This window comes from Lonsdalea britannica, assembly GCF_003515985.1.
In the GTDB taxonomy this organism is placed as follows: Bacteria; Pseudomonadota; Gammaproteobacteria; order Enterobacterales; family Enterobacteriaceae; genus Lonsdalea; species Lonsdalea britannica.
This window is the reverse complement of record NZ_CP023009.1, coordinates 2,966,282-2,983,261: the sequence shown is the minus strand read 5'-3', so window position 1 is coordinate 2,983,261 and position 16,980 is coordinate 2,966,282. Positions and strand designations below refer to the sequence as shown.

The following is a 16,980-nucleotide window of genomic DNA, read 5'->3' as shown; positions in this document are numbered from 1 at the left end:
CGACCACAATCGGCGGAAAGCCTGTATCTAAAAATTACGTAGCTTCATCGACGACGGGCTATGCAGACCTATGACGAATCAATGTGAGTGTGATCACAAATCCATCCGCAAAAAGAAACCGGTTTCAGAAACCGGTTGCAACTAATAATTTAACCCGCCTACACTCACTTATCGTTGGTTACTGCCACCCAAGAGCGAGGTTTTATGTCTAGATTTCCGAAAGATTTCCTGTGGGGCGCTGCGACCGCAGCCTATCAGGTTGAAGGCGCGCACGACGCCGAGGGCAAAGGCCCGTCGATTTGGGATACGTTTTCTCACCTGCCGGGCACCACCTATAAAGGCACCAACGGCGACGTCGCCGTCGATCACTACCACCGTTTCCGTGAAGATGTTGCGTTGATGGCGGAGCTGGGCTTAAAAAGCTACCGTTTCTCTATCTCCTGGCCACGCCTGCTCCCCGAAGGTCGCGGCGAGATTAATGAAGCCGGCGTCCAGTTTTACAGTGCGTTGATCGACTCGCTGCTGGAGCACAACATCGAGCCTATGATCACCTTGTACCACTGGGATCTGCCGCAGGCGCTGCAAGATCAGGGCGGCTGGGAATCCCGTCAGACCATTGATGCTTTTGAAGAGTACGCCCGCCTTTGCTACCAGCGCTATGGCGACCGCGTCAAGCTATGGTCAACCTTTAACGAAACCCTCTGCTTTATCGGCTTTGGCTACATCACGGGCGCGCATCCCCCGGGTATTCGCAATCCCACCCGCGCCCTGCAAGCATGTCACCATGTTTTCATCGCGCATGCGCGCGCCGTGGCCGCTTTCCGTCAGTCCAGCATTGTCGGTAAGATCGGCTTCGTCAACGTGCTGCAAACGAATACCCCGCTCGATGACACACCGGAAAACGTAGCGGCCTGCCAGTTGGCGGACGGGATTTTTACCCACTGGTTATACGATCCAGTGTTGCGAGGAGAGTATCCGATAGAGTTGCTGCATCTGGCCCAATCGAGCCTCGGCGCGCCGGTATTTGAACCCGGCGATGAAGCGCTGCTGCACGACAATGTCTGCGACTTTATTGGCCTGAACTATTACAAACGGGAAACAGTGGCGGCGAATCACGGCGAGTCACGTCTGCAAATCAATACAACGGGCGAGAAAGGCAGCGCGCACCAGACCGGAAACGAGTTTGGTTTTAAAAATCTGTTCAAATTCGTGCGTAATCCGAACGGGGTGTATACCGACTGGGACTGGGAGATCTACCCGCAGGGCCTGACGGAAGGCATTCTGCAGATTAAAGAGCGCTACGGTGATATTCCGATTTACATCACTGAGAACGGTTTGGGCGCTAAAGACCCCATCATTAACGGTGAAGTGGTGGATGACGATCGCATCGACTACCTGCGTCAACATATTGACGCCGTCGCAGACGCTATCGTCCAAGGCGCCGATGTACGTGGTTATTACCCTTGGTCATTTATCGATTTACTGAGCTGGCTGAACGGCTTCCAAAAACAGTATGGCTTTGTGTATGTCGACCACCAGCGTCAGTTAGCACGCCAGCGTAAAAAGAGCTTCTTCTGGTATCAACAGCTGATCCGTAACAACGGAGAGTAAATAGCGCTCAAACCTAAATGCCCCGTGAAGTCGCGGGGCGTTTCACTTTCGCTCTTTGTATTGGGCTGGGTTAAGAAACAAAGTGCATCGCACGGTATGTTCGCCGTTAACCCTGCCCCGCATCCGGCAGGGGGATTCACCGAAATCGGGCGTATCAAATCAAAAGTCGTGTTCTGGCAGACCAAAAATAACCGCCGTTCGAATACAGCGCCAGTCTTTGTCATGGTGCCGCTTGCCGCACCCTTTTCATCAATCTCCCCCTCCGTTAAGCCCGTCGTGTCTGCTGTTTCACGGAAACGGCGCTTTTCACTCGCCGATAGGTGACCACAACTTAATCGTTCAGTCTCCGGCAGGTCAGGATGGTAGGCGTTCAGGTTGTCGAAGCAAGGACAATGCCGGATAATACGTCGGTTTTATTTTGTAAGTACTGTAATGAGCGAATACCCGCGGCTACCGGTTGGCGCCTTTTTGGCGAACGTGTCGGCTCTTACGGGCTTTACCCGACTGGTGAAATGGTGATGATGAATTTTTGGATGACGATAGCCGTACTCGTCGCGCTGACGCTGACGGCCAGTCTGATGCTCGGCTACGCCTCACGCCGACGTTCTCTGCGACAGACTCCCCCTCCGTTGAACAGCTGGAAGATCTGCTCCCGCAAACACAGTGCCGCCAATGCGGTTATGCTGGCTGCCGCCCTTATGCAGAAGCCATGATCCAAAACGGCGAACAGATTAATAAATGCGTACCGGGAGGCGAGCCACTGATGCACAAACTGGCTCAGCAGATGAACGTTGAGCCACAGCCTTTACCGGATGACGCGATGCCGGGCAAACCGGAAAGACAGGTCGCGCGGATTGATGAGAGCCGCTGCATCGGCTGCACCAAATGTATTCAAGCCTGTCCGGTTGACGCCATCGTCGGCGCCGCACGCGCTATGCACACCGTCGTCAGCGATCTATGTACCGGCTGCAATTTATGTGTTTCACCCTGCCCAACCGACTGCATTACGCTGGACCCGATTCCCCCCGGCCCCGACAGCTGGAACTGGGATCTGAACGCGATCCCAGTACGCGTTTTACAGGGGGACATCATGTTTAATGTGCTGACTGCCTTCGGGAAAAATCGGATTTGGCCCATGAAGGGCGGCGTTCGCCCGCCGCAAATGAAATCGTCGTCGAATCAAATCCCCTTACGTCGTCTGCCGCTGCCTGACCGCCTGATCGTGCCGCTCACCTCCCATCTGGGATCGGACAGCGATCTGTGCGTGCAGGTTGGCGAACAGGTTTTGCGAGGCCAGCCGCTGACACGCAGTCTCGGCCCAACGGTGCCGGTCCATGCTCCCACCTCCGGGACAATACAGGCGGTTCGCTACCACGCCGCCACACATCCTTCCGGGCTTCCCGAACTGAGCCTGATCCTGAAACCGGATGGCGACGATCGCTGGGCGGAGCGTCGTCCTTTACCAGACTATCGGCAGCTCACGCCGCAAACACTGCGCGATCATCTGCATCAGGCGGGGATCGCAGGGCTCGGCAGCATCGGATTTGCCACGGCGTCACCCTGGCCGGATGCGCCGGGTAACATCGATACGCTCATCATCAACGCCGCAGAATCGGAACCTTACCTCACCGCCGATGACCGCTTGATGCAAGAGTGTGCGGCGGAGCTGGCCGTGGGTATCGACATCTTGGATCATCTCTACGCGCCTCAGCGAATTTTGGTGGGTATCGAAGACAATAAGCCACAGGCGATTGCCGCACTGAAACAGGCGCTGCACGCCTCGCCGCACATACATATCCGGGTGATCCCGACCCGTTATCCGTCCAGCGAGGTCGCCATGCTGACACGGATACTCACCGGGAAAACCATTCCCCAGGGTCAACCCATCACCCGCCTCGGCGTTGCTGTGCAGAATATCAGTACCCTCTATGCGGTGAAACGCGCGGTGATTGACGGCGAACCGTTGACAGAACGTGTGGTGACGGTCGCGGGTCAGGCCCTTCAACAGCCCGGCAACGTATGGGCTCTGCTTGGTACGCCGGTACGCTACCTTCTGCGTCAGGCAGGCTACCGCGTCACCAGCGGACAGCCGATGGTCATCGTGGGCGGTCCCATGACAGGGTTCACGCTGCCGGAGCTGGATGTCCCGATCATCCCAGCCAGCAGTGCGATATTGGCACCCTCACGGGATGAAATTCAGCCTGAGGCGGAGGAGCAGGCCTGCATCCGCTGCGGCGAATGCGCCGATGCCTGCCCGACGAGCCTTCTGCCGCAACAGCTGTTTAAATTCATTCGTGACGACAACCATGAACAGGCGAGCCAGCACGCGTTGTCCGCCTGTATCGAATGCGGCGCCTGCGCTTACGTCTGCCCCAGCCAGATTCCACTGGTGCAATACTTTCGCCAGTCAAAAGCCGAAATTCGGTCGTGGGAACAGCAAGCCCAACGTGCCGCCGACGCCAAAGCGCGTTTTGTGGCGAAAAAAGCCCGGTTGGAACGTGAGAAATTAGCGCGGGAACAACGCCATCAGCACGCGACAACGAGCGTCGTGTCTGCACCTAAAACGACCGCTGTACCTGCCGCGAATGCTACGCCTGCGATAGACACAACCTCTGTCACCTCCGGCAAACCCGGCGCTGCCGTCACGGCGGCCATTGAACGGGCTAAGGCGCTTCAGGCGGAAGCCATGATGACGCAACAACCCGCAGCAGTTGCTGCCCCTCCGTCCGCAGTACCTGACGATGCCACGCAGCCTCGTCAGTCAGAACACGATCCGCGTAAAGCCGCCGTAGCCGCCGCTATCGCTCGCGTCAAAGCGCGTAAAGCAGCGCAGCAGCAGACGTTTTTACCTGACGCCTCTCCGATCGACGTCGCGAATGCCGATACGCCAGCGACGCATAATGCCGAGTCAGAACATGACCCGCGCAAAGCCGCCGTGGCCGCCGCTATCGCCCGCGTCAAAGCGCGTAAAGCGGCGCAGGCGTTACAGGGATCTCAGACAGAACCACAGCCTCACGAGGAATAAATGGCTTTTAGAATTGCGAGCGCGCCGTTGGTGCATCAACGGCAGACGACGTCCGGCATCATGCGATGGGTGATCCTGGCCTGCGTTCCGGGTATTGCCCTACAGAGTTATTTTTTTGGCTACGGCAATCTCCTGCAGATACTCCTGGCGATGATAACTGCGCGTGTGGTTGAAACCGTGACATTGTCACTTAAAAGACATCCCATCGCGGCAACGTCCAAAGACAATTCGGGACTTTTAACCGCGGTACTGATCGGCATCATCCTACCACCGCTGGCACCCTGGTGGTGGGCCGTCCTTGCCACGGCGGTAGCCGTCAGCGTCAAACAGCTCTCCGGCGGTTTGGGGCATAATCGCTTTAACCCCGCCATGGCGGGCTATGCCCTACTGATGCTGGCATTTCCTAACTCGCTCATTCACGGTCATGCGCCGAATGAACCGCAAGATATCCTCAGCGCGCTCCAGACCCTCTATACTCATCATCACGCGTTGATCCCGTCAGTATTCACCCTGCCGCATCCTGTCGGGTACAATCCCCAGGCCGACGCACTCTCGGCGAGAGAAACCCTCGCCGCCCAGTTCGGCCCCACCGCCTTCAACTTTTTCTCCGCACCCATGCAGGGCGTATGGATTAATCTGGCCTTCATGGCTGGCGGCCTGTTATTGCTAGCACGGGGTATTATTCGCTGGCAGATTCCCGTCAGTTTTTTGCTGGCGCTATCGCTTTGCGCCCTGGTTGGCCGACAGCTTCAGCCGGACGTCTGCGCCCAGCTGTCGCTGCATCTTTTCTCTGAATTTACGCTGCTGGCCGCTTTTTTCATCGTCACCGACCCCGTGACTTCGGCGACGACCAGGAAGGGACGCATCCTGTTTGGCGCGCTGACCGGCGTGTTGGTGTGGGCTATCCGAACCTATGGGGGATATCCGGAAGGGATAGCCCTTGCTGTACTAGTGGCGAATCTGGCCGTTCCACTGATAGATCGCCTAACGCAACCACGAATATCGGCGCATTTCCGTTGAACGTGATAATGCTGGGGCTAAACGACAAGCTTGCCGTCAGGCATATCGTCGTGGAGACGGCGTTCTCTCGGCGGTTCAATAAGGTTTTCCTGGGCAATCCCCAGTACACATGCCATTTCGGTCTCTAAATAAGGCTCGACTGCATCATCATGAATAAAGAAAAACGACTGGCCATACTGACGCGATTACGGGACAACAATCCGGAACCAAGAACGGAGCTTCACTACACCTCCCCCTTTGAGCTGTTGATCGCCGTGCTGCTCTCAGCGCAGGCGACCGATGTCAGCGTCAATAAAGCGACCGCCAAGCTGTATCCGGTCGCCAATACGCCGGAAGCCATGCTGGCGCTGGGTGTGGATGGCGTGAAAAGTTATATCAAGACGATTGGATTGTTTAACAGCAAGGCGGAGAACGTGATCAAAACCTGCCGGATGCTGATTGAACATCATCAGGGACAGGTGCCTGAAGATCGGGCCGCGTTGGAAGCGCTCCCCGGCGTCGGCAGAAAGACGGCGAATGTCGTGCTGAATACGGCATTTGGCTGGCCGACTATCGCCGTCGACACGCATATTTTCCGCGTCAGCAACCGTACCGGTTTTGCGCCCGGAAAAACGGTGGAGCAAGTAGAGGAGAAACTGCTGAAAGTGGTGCCAGCGGAATTTAAAGTAGACTGCCACCACTGGCTGATCCTGCACGGACGTTATACCTGTATCGCCCGCAAGCCGCGCTGTGGTTCGTGCTTAATCGAAGATCTCTGCGAGTTTAAAGACAAGGTCGACGTCTAAGGGATTATCGTGACGGCCAAAGCTTAAAATGCTTTGGCCGTCACGAATAACGCGCGATTATTTGACGGGCAGCACCACGTCTTTAAACATCGCTTCGATCTCTTCATTCGACCGCAGCGCGATAGCGGTATCCACGACATCACGCGTCAAATGAGGGGCAAAGCGCTGAATGAAGTCGTACATGTAGCTGCGCAGGAATGTACTGCGTCGAAAGCCGATTTTCGTGGTGCTGTAGCTGAAGATGTCGTCGGCATTGAGCTTGACCAGATCAGGATCCGCCTGCGGATCGATCGCCATATTCGCGATAACCCCCACCCCTAAACCCAACCGGACATAGGTTTTGATGACGTCGGCATCGGTGGCGGTGAATACGATCCTCGGCGACAGACCTGCGCGGTTAAACGCCGTATCCAACTCGGAACGTCCCGTAAATCCGAAGGTGTACGTCACAATCGGATAGGCCGCCAGCTCTTCAATGGTGATATTGGTCTTCGACGCCAGCGGATGATCGGGCTTGACCACCACGGCGCGGTTCCAGTGATAGCAAGGCAACATGATCAGATCTTCATACAAATGCAGCGCTTCAGTGGCGATGGCGAAGTCAGCCGAACCCTTCGCCACCGCTTCCGCGATTTGCGTGGGCGAGCCTTGATGCATATGTAAAGACACGCGCGGATAGCGATCGATGAAGCCTTTGATCACCTCTGGCAACGCGTAACGGGCCTGCGTATGCGTTGTGGCGATATACAGCGATCCCTTATCCGGATAGGTATGCTCACCGGCGACCGCTTTGATGGCTTCGACCTTGGACAGCACCTCGCGGGCAATACGAATAATCTCCTGCCCGGCAGGTGTCACCTGTGTTAAATGCTTACCGCTGCGTGCAAAAATCTGAATCCCAAGCTCATCTTCCAGCATCCGGACCTGTTTACTGATACCCGGCTGGGAGGTGTAAAGGCCTTCCGCTGTAGAGGAGACGTTCAGGTTGTGATTAACAACTTCAACAATATAACGAAGCTGTTGCAATTTCATAATTTATCCCATTCTAAATTGAATAGTGCGCACGACATCTTATGTTTGGACGCTTATTGCAATGACAGACTAGTACATCAACTACAACGGCATAAATCCCTGCCATATAAATGCAATTTAATCATAAGCACATTTTTTATATAACTTATTTTTTACTTTGTTCGGAAAAAGTCGACTTAATCAACGCAATTTTACCTTATGCCATGTTTCCCGGCTTCACGTAGATTACGCACCGCCCTCTCAAATCCCAAAAAAACCGACGTTTTCTTGACCTCGCACAGTTTTTGGCGTGCTTGAAAAGAGGTCCGGACCGTGTTTTACCTCCGGTTTGGTGAGGAAAAGCCGTCTGGGAAAGAAGAAACGACGTCAAGCGAGGAGACATTACCGTGAGGCTTTTGTAAAATGTTAACGCCACGTAAACAAATTAACGAATAACCGATGAAAAAATATAAACGATTCCGTCGAATCGCCCTCATTCTATTGCTGTTGCTGATCTATTTTAATCGCGACACTCTCAATCCATTTAAACCCGACTGTTCAGCAAAAAATCCGCAGGCTTCTCAGTTAGAGGCCTGTAAAAAACCAATCAAGGAAGTCGCGCCGGGGTTTGAAATATAGCGCTCATCGTGGTCAGGGCGAGATACGCTGAATAGAGATAGGCGATCCTTAGCCGCGGCTCCTCAGGAACAAATACCTGTTTTCAGCCTAAATCGCGCGGGATATCGATGGCGCGTCAAAGAATTAGACGCTGGGCGAATGCCGAATGAAACACCCCGGCAGCGCCGGGGTGAAGAACTGCCTTGCCTGAGGAACTCTCTCGCCGCGACATGCCATTGCCCTCAATTCCCGTATCGCCGAGCATTTATCTTTGTCTCGATCACTACACAGCGACGTGATATTGGAACAACCACATGTCCGGTGCTGACGCGTACCCGAGAGCGGTTAGGCGGCCAGCTTCGCCAGTGAGAGATTCGTGATCTTCTCTCCGGCGACCGCCGCATCGATACCCAACAGAGAACCGCCCGCGCCGCGCAGGTTCAGATTGCTGTTGCCGCTATCACCTCCCAGCGCGCTTTTCACCATGCCAACGGCCTGTTTAAATTTATCCATACTTTCACTGGTCATCCCGTCGTCGTCCGGCTTGCTCAACGCCTGCGCCCAGCTTTTGTCGTCTTGTACCGGCGACGACGCGTTATCTTTCTGGTACTCCGGCTTGCCAAAAATTTCAGGATATTGATCCATCAATTGCCCGATGACCTTGGCCGTGCCGCGATCCTCTTTGTTAACAAAGTTGCGATCTACGCCATCCCGATGGGTATCGATATTATTCAGCGCCTGCAAACCTGCGCTTTTACCCACGCCGGAACCGACGGCGTTGCCGAGCTGGTTGAAATCCGAGGTACTGCTCAGCCCCTGAAGACCATTCCCCCCAGAGAGAGCGATGACGACGTATTTGCGCTGCCGCCTGAGTTATTCCCCAGCAACAACGTCAGCGCATCTTTAACGCCTTGGCTATAGGCGTCTCTGTTGCCTTCGGTTGCCTGACTGTCGCTCAGCAGCGATCCGCTATTGCTGCCGGACTGGCTCAGGGAGTTAACCGTATCGCTACCGAGCAGGTTCTCCAGCGCCTTGGAAAACAGCTTATCGATGGCATCAGAATCCTGAGTATCGACGGTTGACTGCGCGCCTTTCGTCCCTGTGCCGCTGTTCTGTGAACCGCTCTGCGTCGTGGCTGACTGCCCTTGGTTGGCAAACATCAGAGATGTCAGCAGGTCGGTCAGTTTATCAATAATGCTACTCAGCTGGTCGGCGCTGGCACTGCTACTGCCCTGCGTTCCCGTTCCGCCGGACAGAGACTGATAGCCTTCAACACCCGAGGCTTGAGATCCGAAATCCGCGCCGGGAGTGCTCTTGATTGAGATTTGAATCATGCTGTTTCCTTATCCATTTGATGAGTCGTGGCGATGTCCTGCTATGACGTACGCAACGTCGCGTCATAACGCCAGTACCTGCGGCGAACGCCTGTCCGGTACTGCTAAGTGAGTGACTTCAGCCGTGGAACAGTTCCTTGCCGTGATGATTTCATCGCGATCAATCCGCTCGTTCCATTTCTCTCCACTCCACGCCCGCCAGTTGAAACAGCGCACGCACCACCTGCGGATACTCCACCGCCGGTTGCCAAAGCTGCCATCCAATCGTCAGCACGTTGGTTTCCCGCAGGAAGATGTGCGCACCTTCGGTTTCGGCATCCCGGTCATAGCGACGCCCCAAAATCTGCCGTAACTGCCCGGGGTATTGCCTGCCCGGCTGGATCGAAAGCTCCAGCGCCCAGCCCCCACTCTCGCCATATTGAAAACGCAGTTCTATACCGGACTGCGGCTGCCAGCGAGTAGGCTGCTGGCGGTTCATCGCGGCGATAAACGCCGCACCGCTCTCAACGTCGGTTATCGTGCTGTCGGTCATGGCAGAGTGACCTGGGTAGAATCGGCCACGCCGGTTCGCAGGTCTGGCTGCCACCAAATCACCAACTGATGGTCATCGGGCTGCGGACGGCAGGACACGTCCGCACACCGCGCCGGCGGCGTTTTGGTCGCACAGGCACTCAGCAACAGCGCAAAGCACAACAAGAACAGCTTGTAATACATGCTTTTCTCCTTAAAGCATCAAGGTTGAATCAGAGAAGGACGCGTCGGCGCGGCTAGACGGGCAGGCAGCAGCGCCAGATAGACTTCCGTCGACTGTCCCGGCGCCAGCGTGGTTCTTGGCCAGGCGGCAACGGCCAGCGTGCGACGACCGCCGCAGATCGCCTCGTCAAAACGCAGTGGCTGACGTCCGCGATTTTTCACCACGCCCACCGTCAGCGCGACCACCTCATTGCTGTACCACTGGTGCCGTCCACTCTCGTAGACCAGCCCGCGCGCACTTTGGCAGACCTCATTGAGCCGACTACCGGCGCTATCGACATGGAATCCGGCGGGCGTCTGGCCGCTGGCCAGATCGCGCAGCGCGTTCTCCACCATGCCGTAGAGATCGGTTTTGCTGTTGCGTTTCGTGACGCGGCCCATCGCTTCCTGTAGCTGGCGGCGGTTATCCTGAGACACGTAGCGTGTCGGATCGTTTTGATCGCCGATGAGATGCGGCGTGAGGATAAACAGCCGCTCGCGTCGGGACACCTCATGTCGCCGGGAGGTGAACAGCTTGCCGATCCACGGGATGTCGCCCAACAGCGGGATGCGCCGGTCCCGGTCGCCGCTCTCCTCAACGTGAAAGCCGCCCAGCACCAGCGCGCGATTTTCGCCAATCAGCGCCTGTGTACTGACCGTTCCGCGCTTCACCCCCGCGGCATTGCCTTCCGCGTTGGTCTCCAACTGACCGTCCTCGATATCGATTACCAGTTGGATACTGCTCTGATCGCCTTTACCGATGACCCGCGGCGTCACCTGCAGGCTGGTGCCCGCCGTGACCGGTTGAATATCGGCCACCCGTTCGCCGGTCGCGGTAATGAATGCGGTACGGCTGAAGTCCACGACCGCGGGCTGATTTTCGAGCGTCAGCACTGATGGGTTCCCCACGATAGACGCCGTGCCTTCCCCCTCAAGCGCCTGAATGTCGGCAAAGAACCGTTTAAAATCGCTGACGAACAGCGTACTGGAGCCGGACATTAAGCTCGCGCCGCCGGTTACAGACCCCAGTTTTCCCTGCCAATTGGCTTCCAGCCGCGATAGCGCCGTGCGGTCGACGTCGAGAATCACCGCATCGATATTGACCAGATTTTGTGGCACATCGATGCTGTCGATGAGCTGCTGATACTCGGCGCGCCGTTTCTCGTCATCCCTGACCAGCAACGCGTTATTACGCACGTCGGCAGACACCTTGCCTTCCAGCGTCGATTTACCGTCACGACTGCGGGGAGGCGTGCGCGTGGCCCAGCGCGTCAGCATGTTGCGGGCCTCGCCCTCCAGCGCTTTGTTGGCATCACCGGCCTCCGATCCGCCGCCCGCGGCGGCATTGGTGCCGCTGGTGGCAGCCGTGGCGCCGACGGGCGGATAACGATGACCATCCATCAACTCGTTCAGGATGGTGGCGACGCCCGGGATCACCAGCGTCTGGTCACGATAGTGGATAGTGCGGTCAGACACAGCGGCGAAGCGTAGGGGAAAATTCATCACCTTGTGGCGCTCCTCCCGACTTTCGCGCTTACGGGCGAAGCTGCTGACCAGATTGACGTACTCCTGTGGCCCCGTGACCAGCACCACACCCTCCTCCGGCAGCTCCCCCCAGCCGAAGTGCGGATCGAGCAGGCCGATACCGGTCAGCGCCTGTTTGAGATCCGGCGCGGCCTCCGGCGAGATCTCCAGACTCACCGACGTCTGTTCATCCTGTGGGCTGACATACAGCGTGTTGCTGTACACAAACCACTGAAAATGATGTTCCAGCGCCAGCCGGTCGATAAAAGCCACCGGACTGTCCGCCCGAATTTTACCGTTGACCGCGTTATCCGGGATCTGACCGAGCCGCAGTTCAACGCCGTGACTGTCGGCAAAATCCTGTAAAACCTGCGGTAACGGCGTGTTGTCCGCCGAATAGGCGTAAGCGCCCTTGTTCCAGGCTGACGGCGTCGCGGCATGCGTTATCGGCATCATCCCAATCAACACCAGCGACCAGCAAAACAGGCGATAAAAGGTGAATAACAATGAGTAGATCAGGTTACGCATGCCAATCTCCTTGCGACCAGGCCAGCGTGTGGAGGTTAGTGACCGGGAGGGCGCTACTGCGTCGTGACGGCAGCAACAGGCCCTGCCATGCATCCCGCTGATTCACCAGCATTTCCAGCGTGCGGCAGAGCGCCTGCGCTTCATCCGGCGCGTGCCGCATCAGCAGCCAAAGCTGTTTATCCTCTTTGGCGTAGGCCAGCGCGGCCGCCTGCAAACCAAAGCGCAGCACCGAGGCGGATGAGCACACCAGCGCCTGCTGCAGTAAGGCATCATTCACCTCGATCGCCGTCGTCAACCGCGCAGAACAACCGATGCCGCGCGGGTAGCGGGTCAGCACTACCGGGCCGCCGTCAATAGCCAGCGTTAACGGGCCGCCCAAGCGGTTTAACCAGTGTTCGAGGAGGTAAATGAGCTCAGTTGAAGTCATTGATGATGGCCTTGGCCAGACCGTGCTTAACGCTCAGCAGCTGTCCGGTCGCCCAGTTGGCGTTTGCGTAGTCCATACTGGCTTCGAAAAAGGCATGGCTGTCCGCCATGTTGGCCCCTCCTTCCGCGACATCCAACGCCATCGCATCCAACTGAGACTGCGCATCTACAAATGCGTTATCCAGCCGACGCTGTAATCCCACCGATGAAGACATGATGAATACCCCTGTGAGTTGTTGAACCTGCCTTTTAGGTGGCCAGTTCACAGGCGGCGGTTCCCGGGGAAAGTGAAAGTTCGTACTCAGGAGGACTCGCGGCGAGCAATCAGGAGGGAAAGTCGAGTCAACGCCGGTCCTAAAGCATTGGCATTCCTTCAGTCCGATCAGGCGGACTGAAGGTGAAACGCGGAGCGTCGCCATCGGAGATGACGCGACGTTCGGGGCGGCTAAGGCGTAGAAGCAGGCGCTGGGATCAGCTGTTCCACCGCGCGGCGCCAGCTGAGGTTCATCACGCCTTGTGGCGTCATCAGTTGCAGTTCATCTTCACCCAGCACGTCGTCGATGGCTAACTGCCAGCCCAGGTGCGCGTGCTCTTTCAGCCAGTCCGCCACCTGCGGCTGCTGCTCAGGATGGCAATAAAGCACGCCACGGCCTTCTCCGCTCTGATTGCGTAACAGCTGACGCAGCAATGCGGAAGTGCGCTGTTCGTCCGGGATATCTTGCACCAGCTGGCGCATCGCATCGCTCAGCACCTGACCCGCCTGTTCGGCGACAAAGGCTTCCATCAACGCTCGCTCCTGTTGCCATCCGCGCAGAATATCGTCCGCCTGACGCAGAAAACGCGCTTCGGCCTGACGAACCGTTCGCCCCGCCGCCTCCTGCGCCCGGCTCTCTGCTTCCGCCAGCAGATCTTTCGCCTGCCGTTCGGCCGTCTCAATCACCTCAAGTCCCCGGTGATGTTGCTGTAACCGGACCGCTTTAATTACCGTGTCTTCCATGGTTTCCGTACCGGTAACCAGCTTCAATCGTTTTCGTGTCAGCATCCTGACTCCCTCTTTTCCATTAAACTCATGACTCTCTTCTCTGACTCACAAACACGCCGACGTCATCGTCGTCCGGCGCAGCGCAAAGGCGCGCTTTCCATATTGCAGCGTCGCACAGCACATTCACTCGACTAGCGGGCAACGCCACGGCGGGCGCCACCTCCACACCGGCGATCCACGAACGCGGAAACAGCAGTCGAACGCGCGGCCAGGCGGCTGCGGATAAACAATGGCGCAGCAGACAGAGCGCGTCGCTCTGTCTGCGTACGGTAAAATTCAGGTTATCGGGTAGCCAGAGTCCCGGACGCAGCGCTTTCGCCAGCCGACGGCACCATAGCGACGGCTCCGACGGCAGCGCTTGATCCGGCGACCGGCACACCGCCGCAATCAGTTCGAGCGCCCAAATGCGCTGAGGCGGCGTCAAGGTAACCAACTGCCATAACGCCTCCGAGGGAAACTCGGGCAGACCCTCTGGCAGGCCCCAGCGCACGCGCAACAACCGGTGTTGCAAGGGCGCCAGCCTTTCCAGCGCCGCTCGCCCGCCGGCCAGAGCGACATCGACCTGCCAGCTATGATCCGCCTCCAGAACGCAACCGTAGGCCCACCAGCGGGCCCATGTGAGCTGCGCTTCCCGACTCATCTCCGTGAGGGGCGACATCGGTCAGGATCCCTGCGTCGGCGGCTTTTTACGCATTTGCTGCTGCCGCCACCACGGTTTCGCCATCAGTCCCCCCACGCCTCCGGCTATCGCCAATGCCAGAAGCGAGCCGGCCCACTGCAGGTGATTGACCCCCTGCGGCGTCAGCGTCAACGGCCCCACCGAGACGGTAGGGACACTGTCGTGATAGGGCTTGGCCAGCGAGAAAACGATCGACAGCTCTTTGTCGCTTTTCCCGCTCAGTCCCGGAATGCTGCTGGCGACCATGCGCCGAATACGCGGCCTGATGCTGTCCGGATCCAATTCAGCCCGGTGTTTGATGAACACCGCCGCCGAAGCGGGTTGTATCGGCTCGCCGGGGGCAATGCGCTCTGGCAGCACGACATGAACGCGGGCGACCAGAACGCCGTCGATCTGGTTGAGCGTGGACTCCACCTCCTGCGACAGCGCATAGATATAGCGGGCGCGCTCTTCCAACGGCGTTGAAATCACGCCTGTTTTCTGGAAGACCTCACCCAGATTGGTTCTGCTCTGCCGCGGCAGCCCGGCGGCATTCAAAATATTCACCGCGCGCTCGATATCACTGGCGTCTATCAGCAGTGAAATGCCGGTTTTATCGATACTTTTCTCCGCATCAATGTGATAACTGCCGAGCTGGGCAATCACCTCGTTGGCGTCGCTTTCCGACAGGTTGCGATACAGCTCCACGCGGTCGCCGCATCCCGCCAGAAGCCAGACCAGCAGCAAGGGAAGCCAGCGTTTGATTACACCGTGACGCATTGCTCTACCCTCACTGTAAGTTGGTGAGTTTTTCAAGGCTTTGTACGCTTTTAGCCACCACTTTCGCGTTCAGCAAACTTTCGAGATAAAACGAAGACAGCGTGCGCGTGGCGTCCATCACATCCTTGGGATTGTTGCTATGGAGGCTTTTGCCGACCTGTCGTTCAGCTTTCTGCCGTAGCCCGTCGAGGTGACCGGAGCGACCGGCCAAGGCCTCCATCCAGACGGCGTTGCCTTGTCCCGGCTCATTCGCCGCCGCGCCCGGCGAGATCGCCGCGCTGAACCATGACACATCTTCCGCTGCGGGCGCTGTCGTCGCGTCGGGTCCACCCGACCCCGAAAACGCGTGACTCGCGCCTGAAACCTGAGAAATTTTCATGCTGTTCCTGCCTCTTAGCGATGAAATTCCAGCCATAAAAAACCGGGGGAATCCCCCGGCCATTCGACAGTCTGTCACCTGCAATCAGAACTGGATCGACTTCGCTGTTTTGGTGCTGGCATTCATCGCTTTCGATGCAGAGTCCATCTGCATGTCGGTGATGGAGTTCATCGCATCCGTTTTCATTTTCTGGCTCTGCGCCGCCGTGGTCATGGCCGTGGTTTCCGCCATGGTTTTGTCCAGCGTCTGCATTGAGGCCAGGGATGCGGCATTTGAAAGTCCAAACATGGTGTTATCTCCAGTGATATATAAGTCCGTTGAGAGTGTGATGAACCGGATGACGACGATCCCGTCATCGTGTTCATTCATTAAGTAGGAGATAGCCGTCAACGGTTCCGGATAAACACCCTTTTTTCGCCGCAAACCTGTCCACCGCCCGTCAAAAACCCCGCGACGGAACGTTTAGCAGCTTAAGACGGTGATAAAGAGTGCGTTTGGGGATCCCCAGTTCTGTCACCACGTCGTCAATGCAATGGCCGTTACGCCGCAATGCATCCTGGATCAGAAATTTTTCGATGCGCCGCAGCCGATGTTTCAGCTGGGTCGGGGCCGTTTCAGCCTGGGTGTGTGACGCCAACGGGGACAGCCCCAGAACCCAGCGTTCGGCGGCGGCTTTAAGCTCGCGCAGGTTGCCCGGCCAGCTATGGGTCAGCAGTCGCTCGTGCACCTCCGCGCACAGAGCGGGCGACGGGCGCTGTAGCCTCTCGGCGGCGGCGCGCGTAAAACGCTGGAACATGGGTAGGATGATGTCGCTGCGGGAGCGCAGCGTAGGCAGCTGAATTTTAACGGTATCCAGACGAAAATAGAGATCGCGACGAAATCGCCCTTCTTCCACCAGCCTGTTCAGCGGCGTCTGCGTGGCGACGATCACCCGCATGTCGACGGGCTTGAACTGGGTACTGCCGAGCCGCTCGATGCCGCGATTTTCGAGCACACGCAGCATCTTGGCCTGCAACGTCAACGGCATACTGTCTATCTCATCGAGAAACAGAATGCCTTTATCTGCGGTTTCCAGGTAGCCGGCGCGCGAGCGGTGGGCGCCGGTATAAGCGCCGGACACCACGCCGAACAGTTCACTTTCCGCCAGACTTTCCGGGACCGCGGCGCAGTTGACCGCCACCAGCGGCCCGGAACACCCGGAGAGCTGATGAATACGCCGCGCCAGCGTATCTTTTCCCGTCCCCGTTTCCCCTTCAAGAATGATGTCGACATTCAGCGGAGCAATATCACTGATTAAGGCGCCTAATCCGGCATGAATGTCGTCTTCCTGGCTTTCGAAAAAGGTTTCACAATCAATATAGGGAAGATGTCGACTCGATACACTACGGTTTCTGATGCTCATGACAACTCCTGTACCCTTGCGGGCTATCCTTATCTAGGCAACCACTGTCAATGGTTTAGCCCGTGGCTTCATTATTATGCTTACAGTTTCTTAACGGTTAACGTA

General features: G+C 57.2%; 19 protein-coding genes and 1 pseudogene. 6 read left to right on the top strand and 14 right to left on the bottom strand.

Going from position 1 to position 16,980, the window contains the following annotated elements; genetic code table 11:
- The first annotated feature begins 204 nt into the window (after window positions 1-204).
- The 5 genes and pseudogenes from CKQ53_RS13755 to nth all read left to right on the top strand — a co-directional run bounded on the left by CKQ53_RS13755 (window position 205) and on the right by nth (window position 6,441).
- The gene (locus tag CKQ53_RS13755; RefSeq protein WP_118895097.1) at window positions 205-1,611 is read left to right on the top strand and encodes a GH1 family beta-glucosidase; all 1,407 of its coding nucleotides are present in this window, start codon (window positions 205-207) and stop codon (window positions 1,609-1,611) included.
- A gap of 529 nt (window positions 1,612-2,140) precedes the next feature.
- Window positions 2,141-2,632, top strand: a pseudogene (rsxB, locus tag CKQ53_RS19075) (electron transport complex subunit RsxB); the annotation flags it as partial.
- 69 nt (window positions 2,633-2,701) lie between these two features.
- Window positions 2,702-4,636 carry an electron transport complex subunit RsxC gene (gene rsxC, locus CKQ53_RS13750; RefSeq protein WP_139824062.1) on the top strand — a complete coding sequence of 645 codons (1,935 nt, stop codon included), beginning with the start codon at window positions 2,702-2,704 and terminating at the stop codon, window positions 4,634-4,636.
- Window positions 4,637-5,656 (top strand): RnfABCDGE type electron transport complex subunit D, encoded by a 1,020-nt coding sequence (locus tag CKQ53_RS13745; protein ID WP_118895092.1) that lies wholly within the window; start codon window positions 4,637-4,639, stop codon window positions 5,654-5,656.
- A 149-nt stretch (window positions 5,657-5,805) separates the two neighbouring features.
- Window positions 5,806-6,441, top strand: coding sequence for an endonuclease III (gene nth, locus CKQ53_RS13740; RefSeq protein WP_085652875.1), 636 nt, complete (start codon window positions 5,806-5,808; stop codon window positions 6,439-6,441).
- Window positions 6,442-6,498: 57 nt separating this feature from the next.
- Here the strand turns inward: nth and cysB are convergent, their stop codons facing one another.
- Window positions 6,499-7,473 carry an HTH-type transcriptional regulator CysB gene (gene cysB, locus CKQ53_RS13735; protein WP_085652874.1) on the bottom strand — a complete coding sequence of 325 codons (975 nt, stop codon included), beginning with the start codon at window positions 7,471-7,473 and terminating at the stop codon, window positions 6,499-6,501.
- Window positions 7,474-7,911: 438 nt separating this feature from the next.
- On the opposite strand from cysB, the gene CKQ53_RS13730 reads away from it, so the two are divergent.
- Window positions 7,912-8,091, top strand: a complete 180-nt coding sequence (locus CKQ53_RS13730) for a hypothetical protein (protein WP_085652873.1) — start codon at window positions 7,912-7,914, stop codon at window positions 8,089-8,091.
- Between the two features lie 324 nt (window positions 8,092-8,415).
- On the opposite strand, the gene CKQ53_RS18800 is transcribed toward CKQ53_RS13730, so the two are convergent.
- The 13 genes from CKQ53_RS18800 to CKQ53_RS13670 all read right to left on the bottom strand — a co-directional run bounded on the left by CKQ53_RS18800 (window position 8,416) and on the right by CKQ53_RS13670 (window position 16,875).
- Entirely contained in the window at window positions 8,416-8,883 is a 468-nt protein-coding gene (locus CKQ53_RS18800; protein WP_244201052.1) for a harpin HrpZ family protein, read from the bottom strand.
- Window positions 8,880-9,404 carry a hypothetical protein gene (locus CKQ53_RS18795; RefSeq protein ID WP_244200953.1) on the bottom strand — a complete coding sequence of 175 codons (525 nt, stop codon included), beginning with the start codon at window positions 9,402-9,404 and terminating at the stop codon, window positions 8,880-8,882. Before CKQ53_RS18795 ends, CKQ53_RS18800 begins: the two co-directional genes overlap by 4 nt.
- A 160-nt stretch (window positions 9,405-9,564) precedes the next feature.
- Complete coding sequence (locus CKQ53_RS13720; protein WP_085652871.1) at window positions 9,565-9,936, bottom strand: hypothetical protein; 372 nt, start codon at window positions 9,934-9,936, stop codon at window positions 9,565-9,567.
- Entirely contained in the window at window positions 9,933-10,118 is a 186-nt protein-coding gene (hrpT, locus tag CKQ53_RS13715; RefSeq protein WP_094118724.1) for an HrpT family type III secretion system protein, read from the bottom strand. The genes CKQ53_RS13720 and hrpT overlap by 4 nt, the downstream gene beginning before the upstream one ends.
- Window positions 10,119-10,136: 18 nt before the next feature.
- Complete coding sequence (gene sctC, locus CKQ53_RS13710; protein ID WP_094118723.1) at window positions 10,137-12,188, bottom strand: type III secretion system outer membrane ring subunit SctC; 2,052 nt, start codon at window positions 12,186-12,188, stop codon at window positions 10,137-10,139.
- Complete coding sequence (locus CKQ53_RS13705; RefSeq protein WP_094118722.1) at window positions 12,181-12,615, bottom strand: type III secretion system chaperone; 435 nt, start codon at window positions 12,613-12,615, stop codon at window positions 12,181-12,183. Before CKQ53_RS13705 ends, sctC begins: the two co-directional genes overlap by 8 nt.
- The gene (locus CKQ53_RS13700; RefSeq protein WP_118895090.1) at window positions 12,602-12,829 is read right to left on the bottom strand and encodes a serine kinase; all 228 of its coding nucleotides are present in this window, start codon (window positions 12,827-12,829) and stop codon (window positions 12,602-12,604) included. The genes CKQ53_RS13705 and CKQ53_RS13700 overlap by 14 nt, the downstream gene beginning before the upstream one ends.
- A gap of 230 nt (window positions 12,830-13,059) precedes the next feature.
- Window positions 13,060-13,656: a type III secretion system stator protein SctL gene (gene sctL, locus CKQ53_RS13695; RefSeq protein WP_094118519.1), complete on the bottom strand. Its 597-nt coding sequence runs from the start codon at window positions 13,654-13,656 to the stop codon at window positions 13,060-13,062.
- A 25-nt stretch (window positions 13,657-13,681) separates the two neighbouring features.
- A complete protein-coding gene (locus CKQ53_RS13690; protein ID WP_176223481.1) occupies window positions 13,682-14,314 on the bottom strand; it encodes a serine kinase in 633 nt (210 codons plus the stop codon).
- A gap of 3 nt (window positions 14,315-14,317) precedes the next feature.
- The gene (sctJ, locus tag CKQ53_RS13685; protein WP_085653547.1) at window positions 14,318-15,094 is read right to left on the bottom strand and encodes a type III secretion system inner membrane ring lipoprotein SctJ; all 777 of its coding nucleotides are present in this window, start codon (window positions 15,092-15,094) and stop codon (window positions 14,318-14,320) included.
- 10 nt (window positions 15,095-15,104) lie between these two features.
- Window positions 15,105-15,473: an EscI/YscI/HrpB family type III secretion system inner rod protein gene (locus CKQ53_RS13680; RefSeq protein ID WP_094118518.1), complete on the bottom strand. Its 369-nt coding sequence runs from the start codon at window positions 15,471-15,473 to the stop codon at window positions 15,105-15,107.
- 84 nt (window positions 15,474-15,557) lie between these two features.
- A complete protein-coding gene (locus CKQ53_RS13675; RefSeq protein ID WP_085653549.1) occupies window positions 15,558-15,761 on the bottom strand; it encodes a type III secretion system major pilin HrpA in 204 nt (67 codons plus the stop codon).
- 151 nt (window positions 15,762-15,912) lie between these two features.
- On the bottom strand, window positions 15,913-16,875 hold the full coding sequence (locus CKQ53_RS13670; protein WP_085653545.1) for a sigma 54-interacting transcriptional regulator: 963 nt from the start codon (window positions 16,873-16,875) through the stop codon (window positions 15,913-15,915).
- Window positions 16,876-16,980: the final 105 nt, after the last annotated feature.

Bases quoted from the DNA above. Each gene is read 5' to 3' on its own strand.
- CKQ53_RS13755 (WP_118895097.1), top strand. From the start codon at position 205: ATGTCTAGATTTCCGAAAGATTTCCTGTGGGGCGCTGCGACCGCAGCC.
- rsxC (WP_139824062.1), top strand. From the start codon at position 2,702: ATGTTTAATGTGCTGACTGCCTTCGGGAAAAATCGGATTTGGCCCATG.
- CKQ53_RS13745 (WP_118895092.1), top strand. From the start codon at position 4,637: ATGGCTTTTAGAATTGCGAGCGCGCCGTTGGTGCATCAACGGCAGACG.
- nth (WP_085652875.1), top strand. From the start codon at position 5,806: ATGAATAAAGAAAAACGACTGGCCATACTGACGCGATTACGGGACAAC.
- cysB (WP_085652874.1), bottom strand. From the start codon at position 7,473: ATGAAATTGCAACAGCTTCGTTATATTGTTGAAGTTGTTAATCACAAC.
- CKQ53_RS13730 (WP_085652873.1), top strand. From the start codon at position 7,912: ATGAAAAAATATAAACGATTCCGTCGAATCGCCCTCATTCTATTGCTG.
- CKQ53_RS18795 (WP_244200953.1), bottom strand. From the start codon at position 9,404: ATGATTCAAATCTCAATCAAGAGCACTCCCGGCGCGGATTTCGGATCT.
- CKQ53_RS13720 (WP_085652871.1), bottom strand. From the start codon at position 9,936: ATGACCGACAGCACGATAACCGACGTTGAGAGCGGTGCGGCGTTTATC.
- hrpT (WP_094118724.1), bottom strand. From the start codon at position 10,118: ATGTATTACAAGCTGTTCTTGTTGTGCTTTGCGCTGTTGCTGAGTGCC.
- sctC (WP_094118723.1), bottom strand. From the start codon at position 12,188: ATGCGTAACCTGATCTACTCATTGTTATTCACCTTTTATCGCCTGTTT.
- CKQ53_RS13705 (WP_094118722.1), bottom strand. From the start codon at position 12,615: ATGACTTCAACTGAGCTCATTTACCTCCTCGAACACTGGTTAAACCGC.
- CKQ53_RS13700 (WP_118895090.1), bottom strand. From the start codon at position 12,829: ATGTCTTCATCGGTGGGATTACAGCGTCGGCTGGATAACGCATTTGTA.
- sctL (WP_094118519.1), bottom strand. From the start codon at position 13,656: ATGCTGACACGAAAACGATTGAAGCTGGTTACCGGTACGGAAACCATG.
- CKQ53_RS13690 (WP_176223481.1), bottom strand. From the start codon at position 14,314: ATGTCGCCCCTCACGGAGATGAGTCGGGAAGCGCAGCTCACATGGGCC.
- sctJ (WP_085653547.1), bottom strand. From the start codon at position 15,094: ATGCGTCACGGTGTAATCAAACGCTGGCTTCCCTTGCTGCTGGTCTGG.
- CKQ53_RS13680 (WP_094118518.1), bottom strand. From the start codon at position 15,473: ATGAAAATTTCTCAGGTTTCAGGCGCGAGTCACGCGTTTTCGGGGTCG.
- CKQ53_RS13675 (WP_085653549.1), bottom strand. From the start codon at position 15,761: ATGTTTGGACTTTCAAATGCCGCATCCCTGGCCTCAATGCAGACGCTG.
- CKQ53_RS13670 (WP_085653545.1), bottom strand. From the start codon at position 16,875: ATGAGCATCAGAAACCGTAGTGTATCGAGTCGACATCTTCCCTATATT.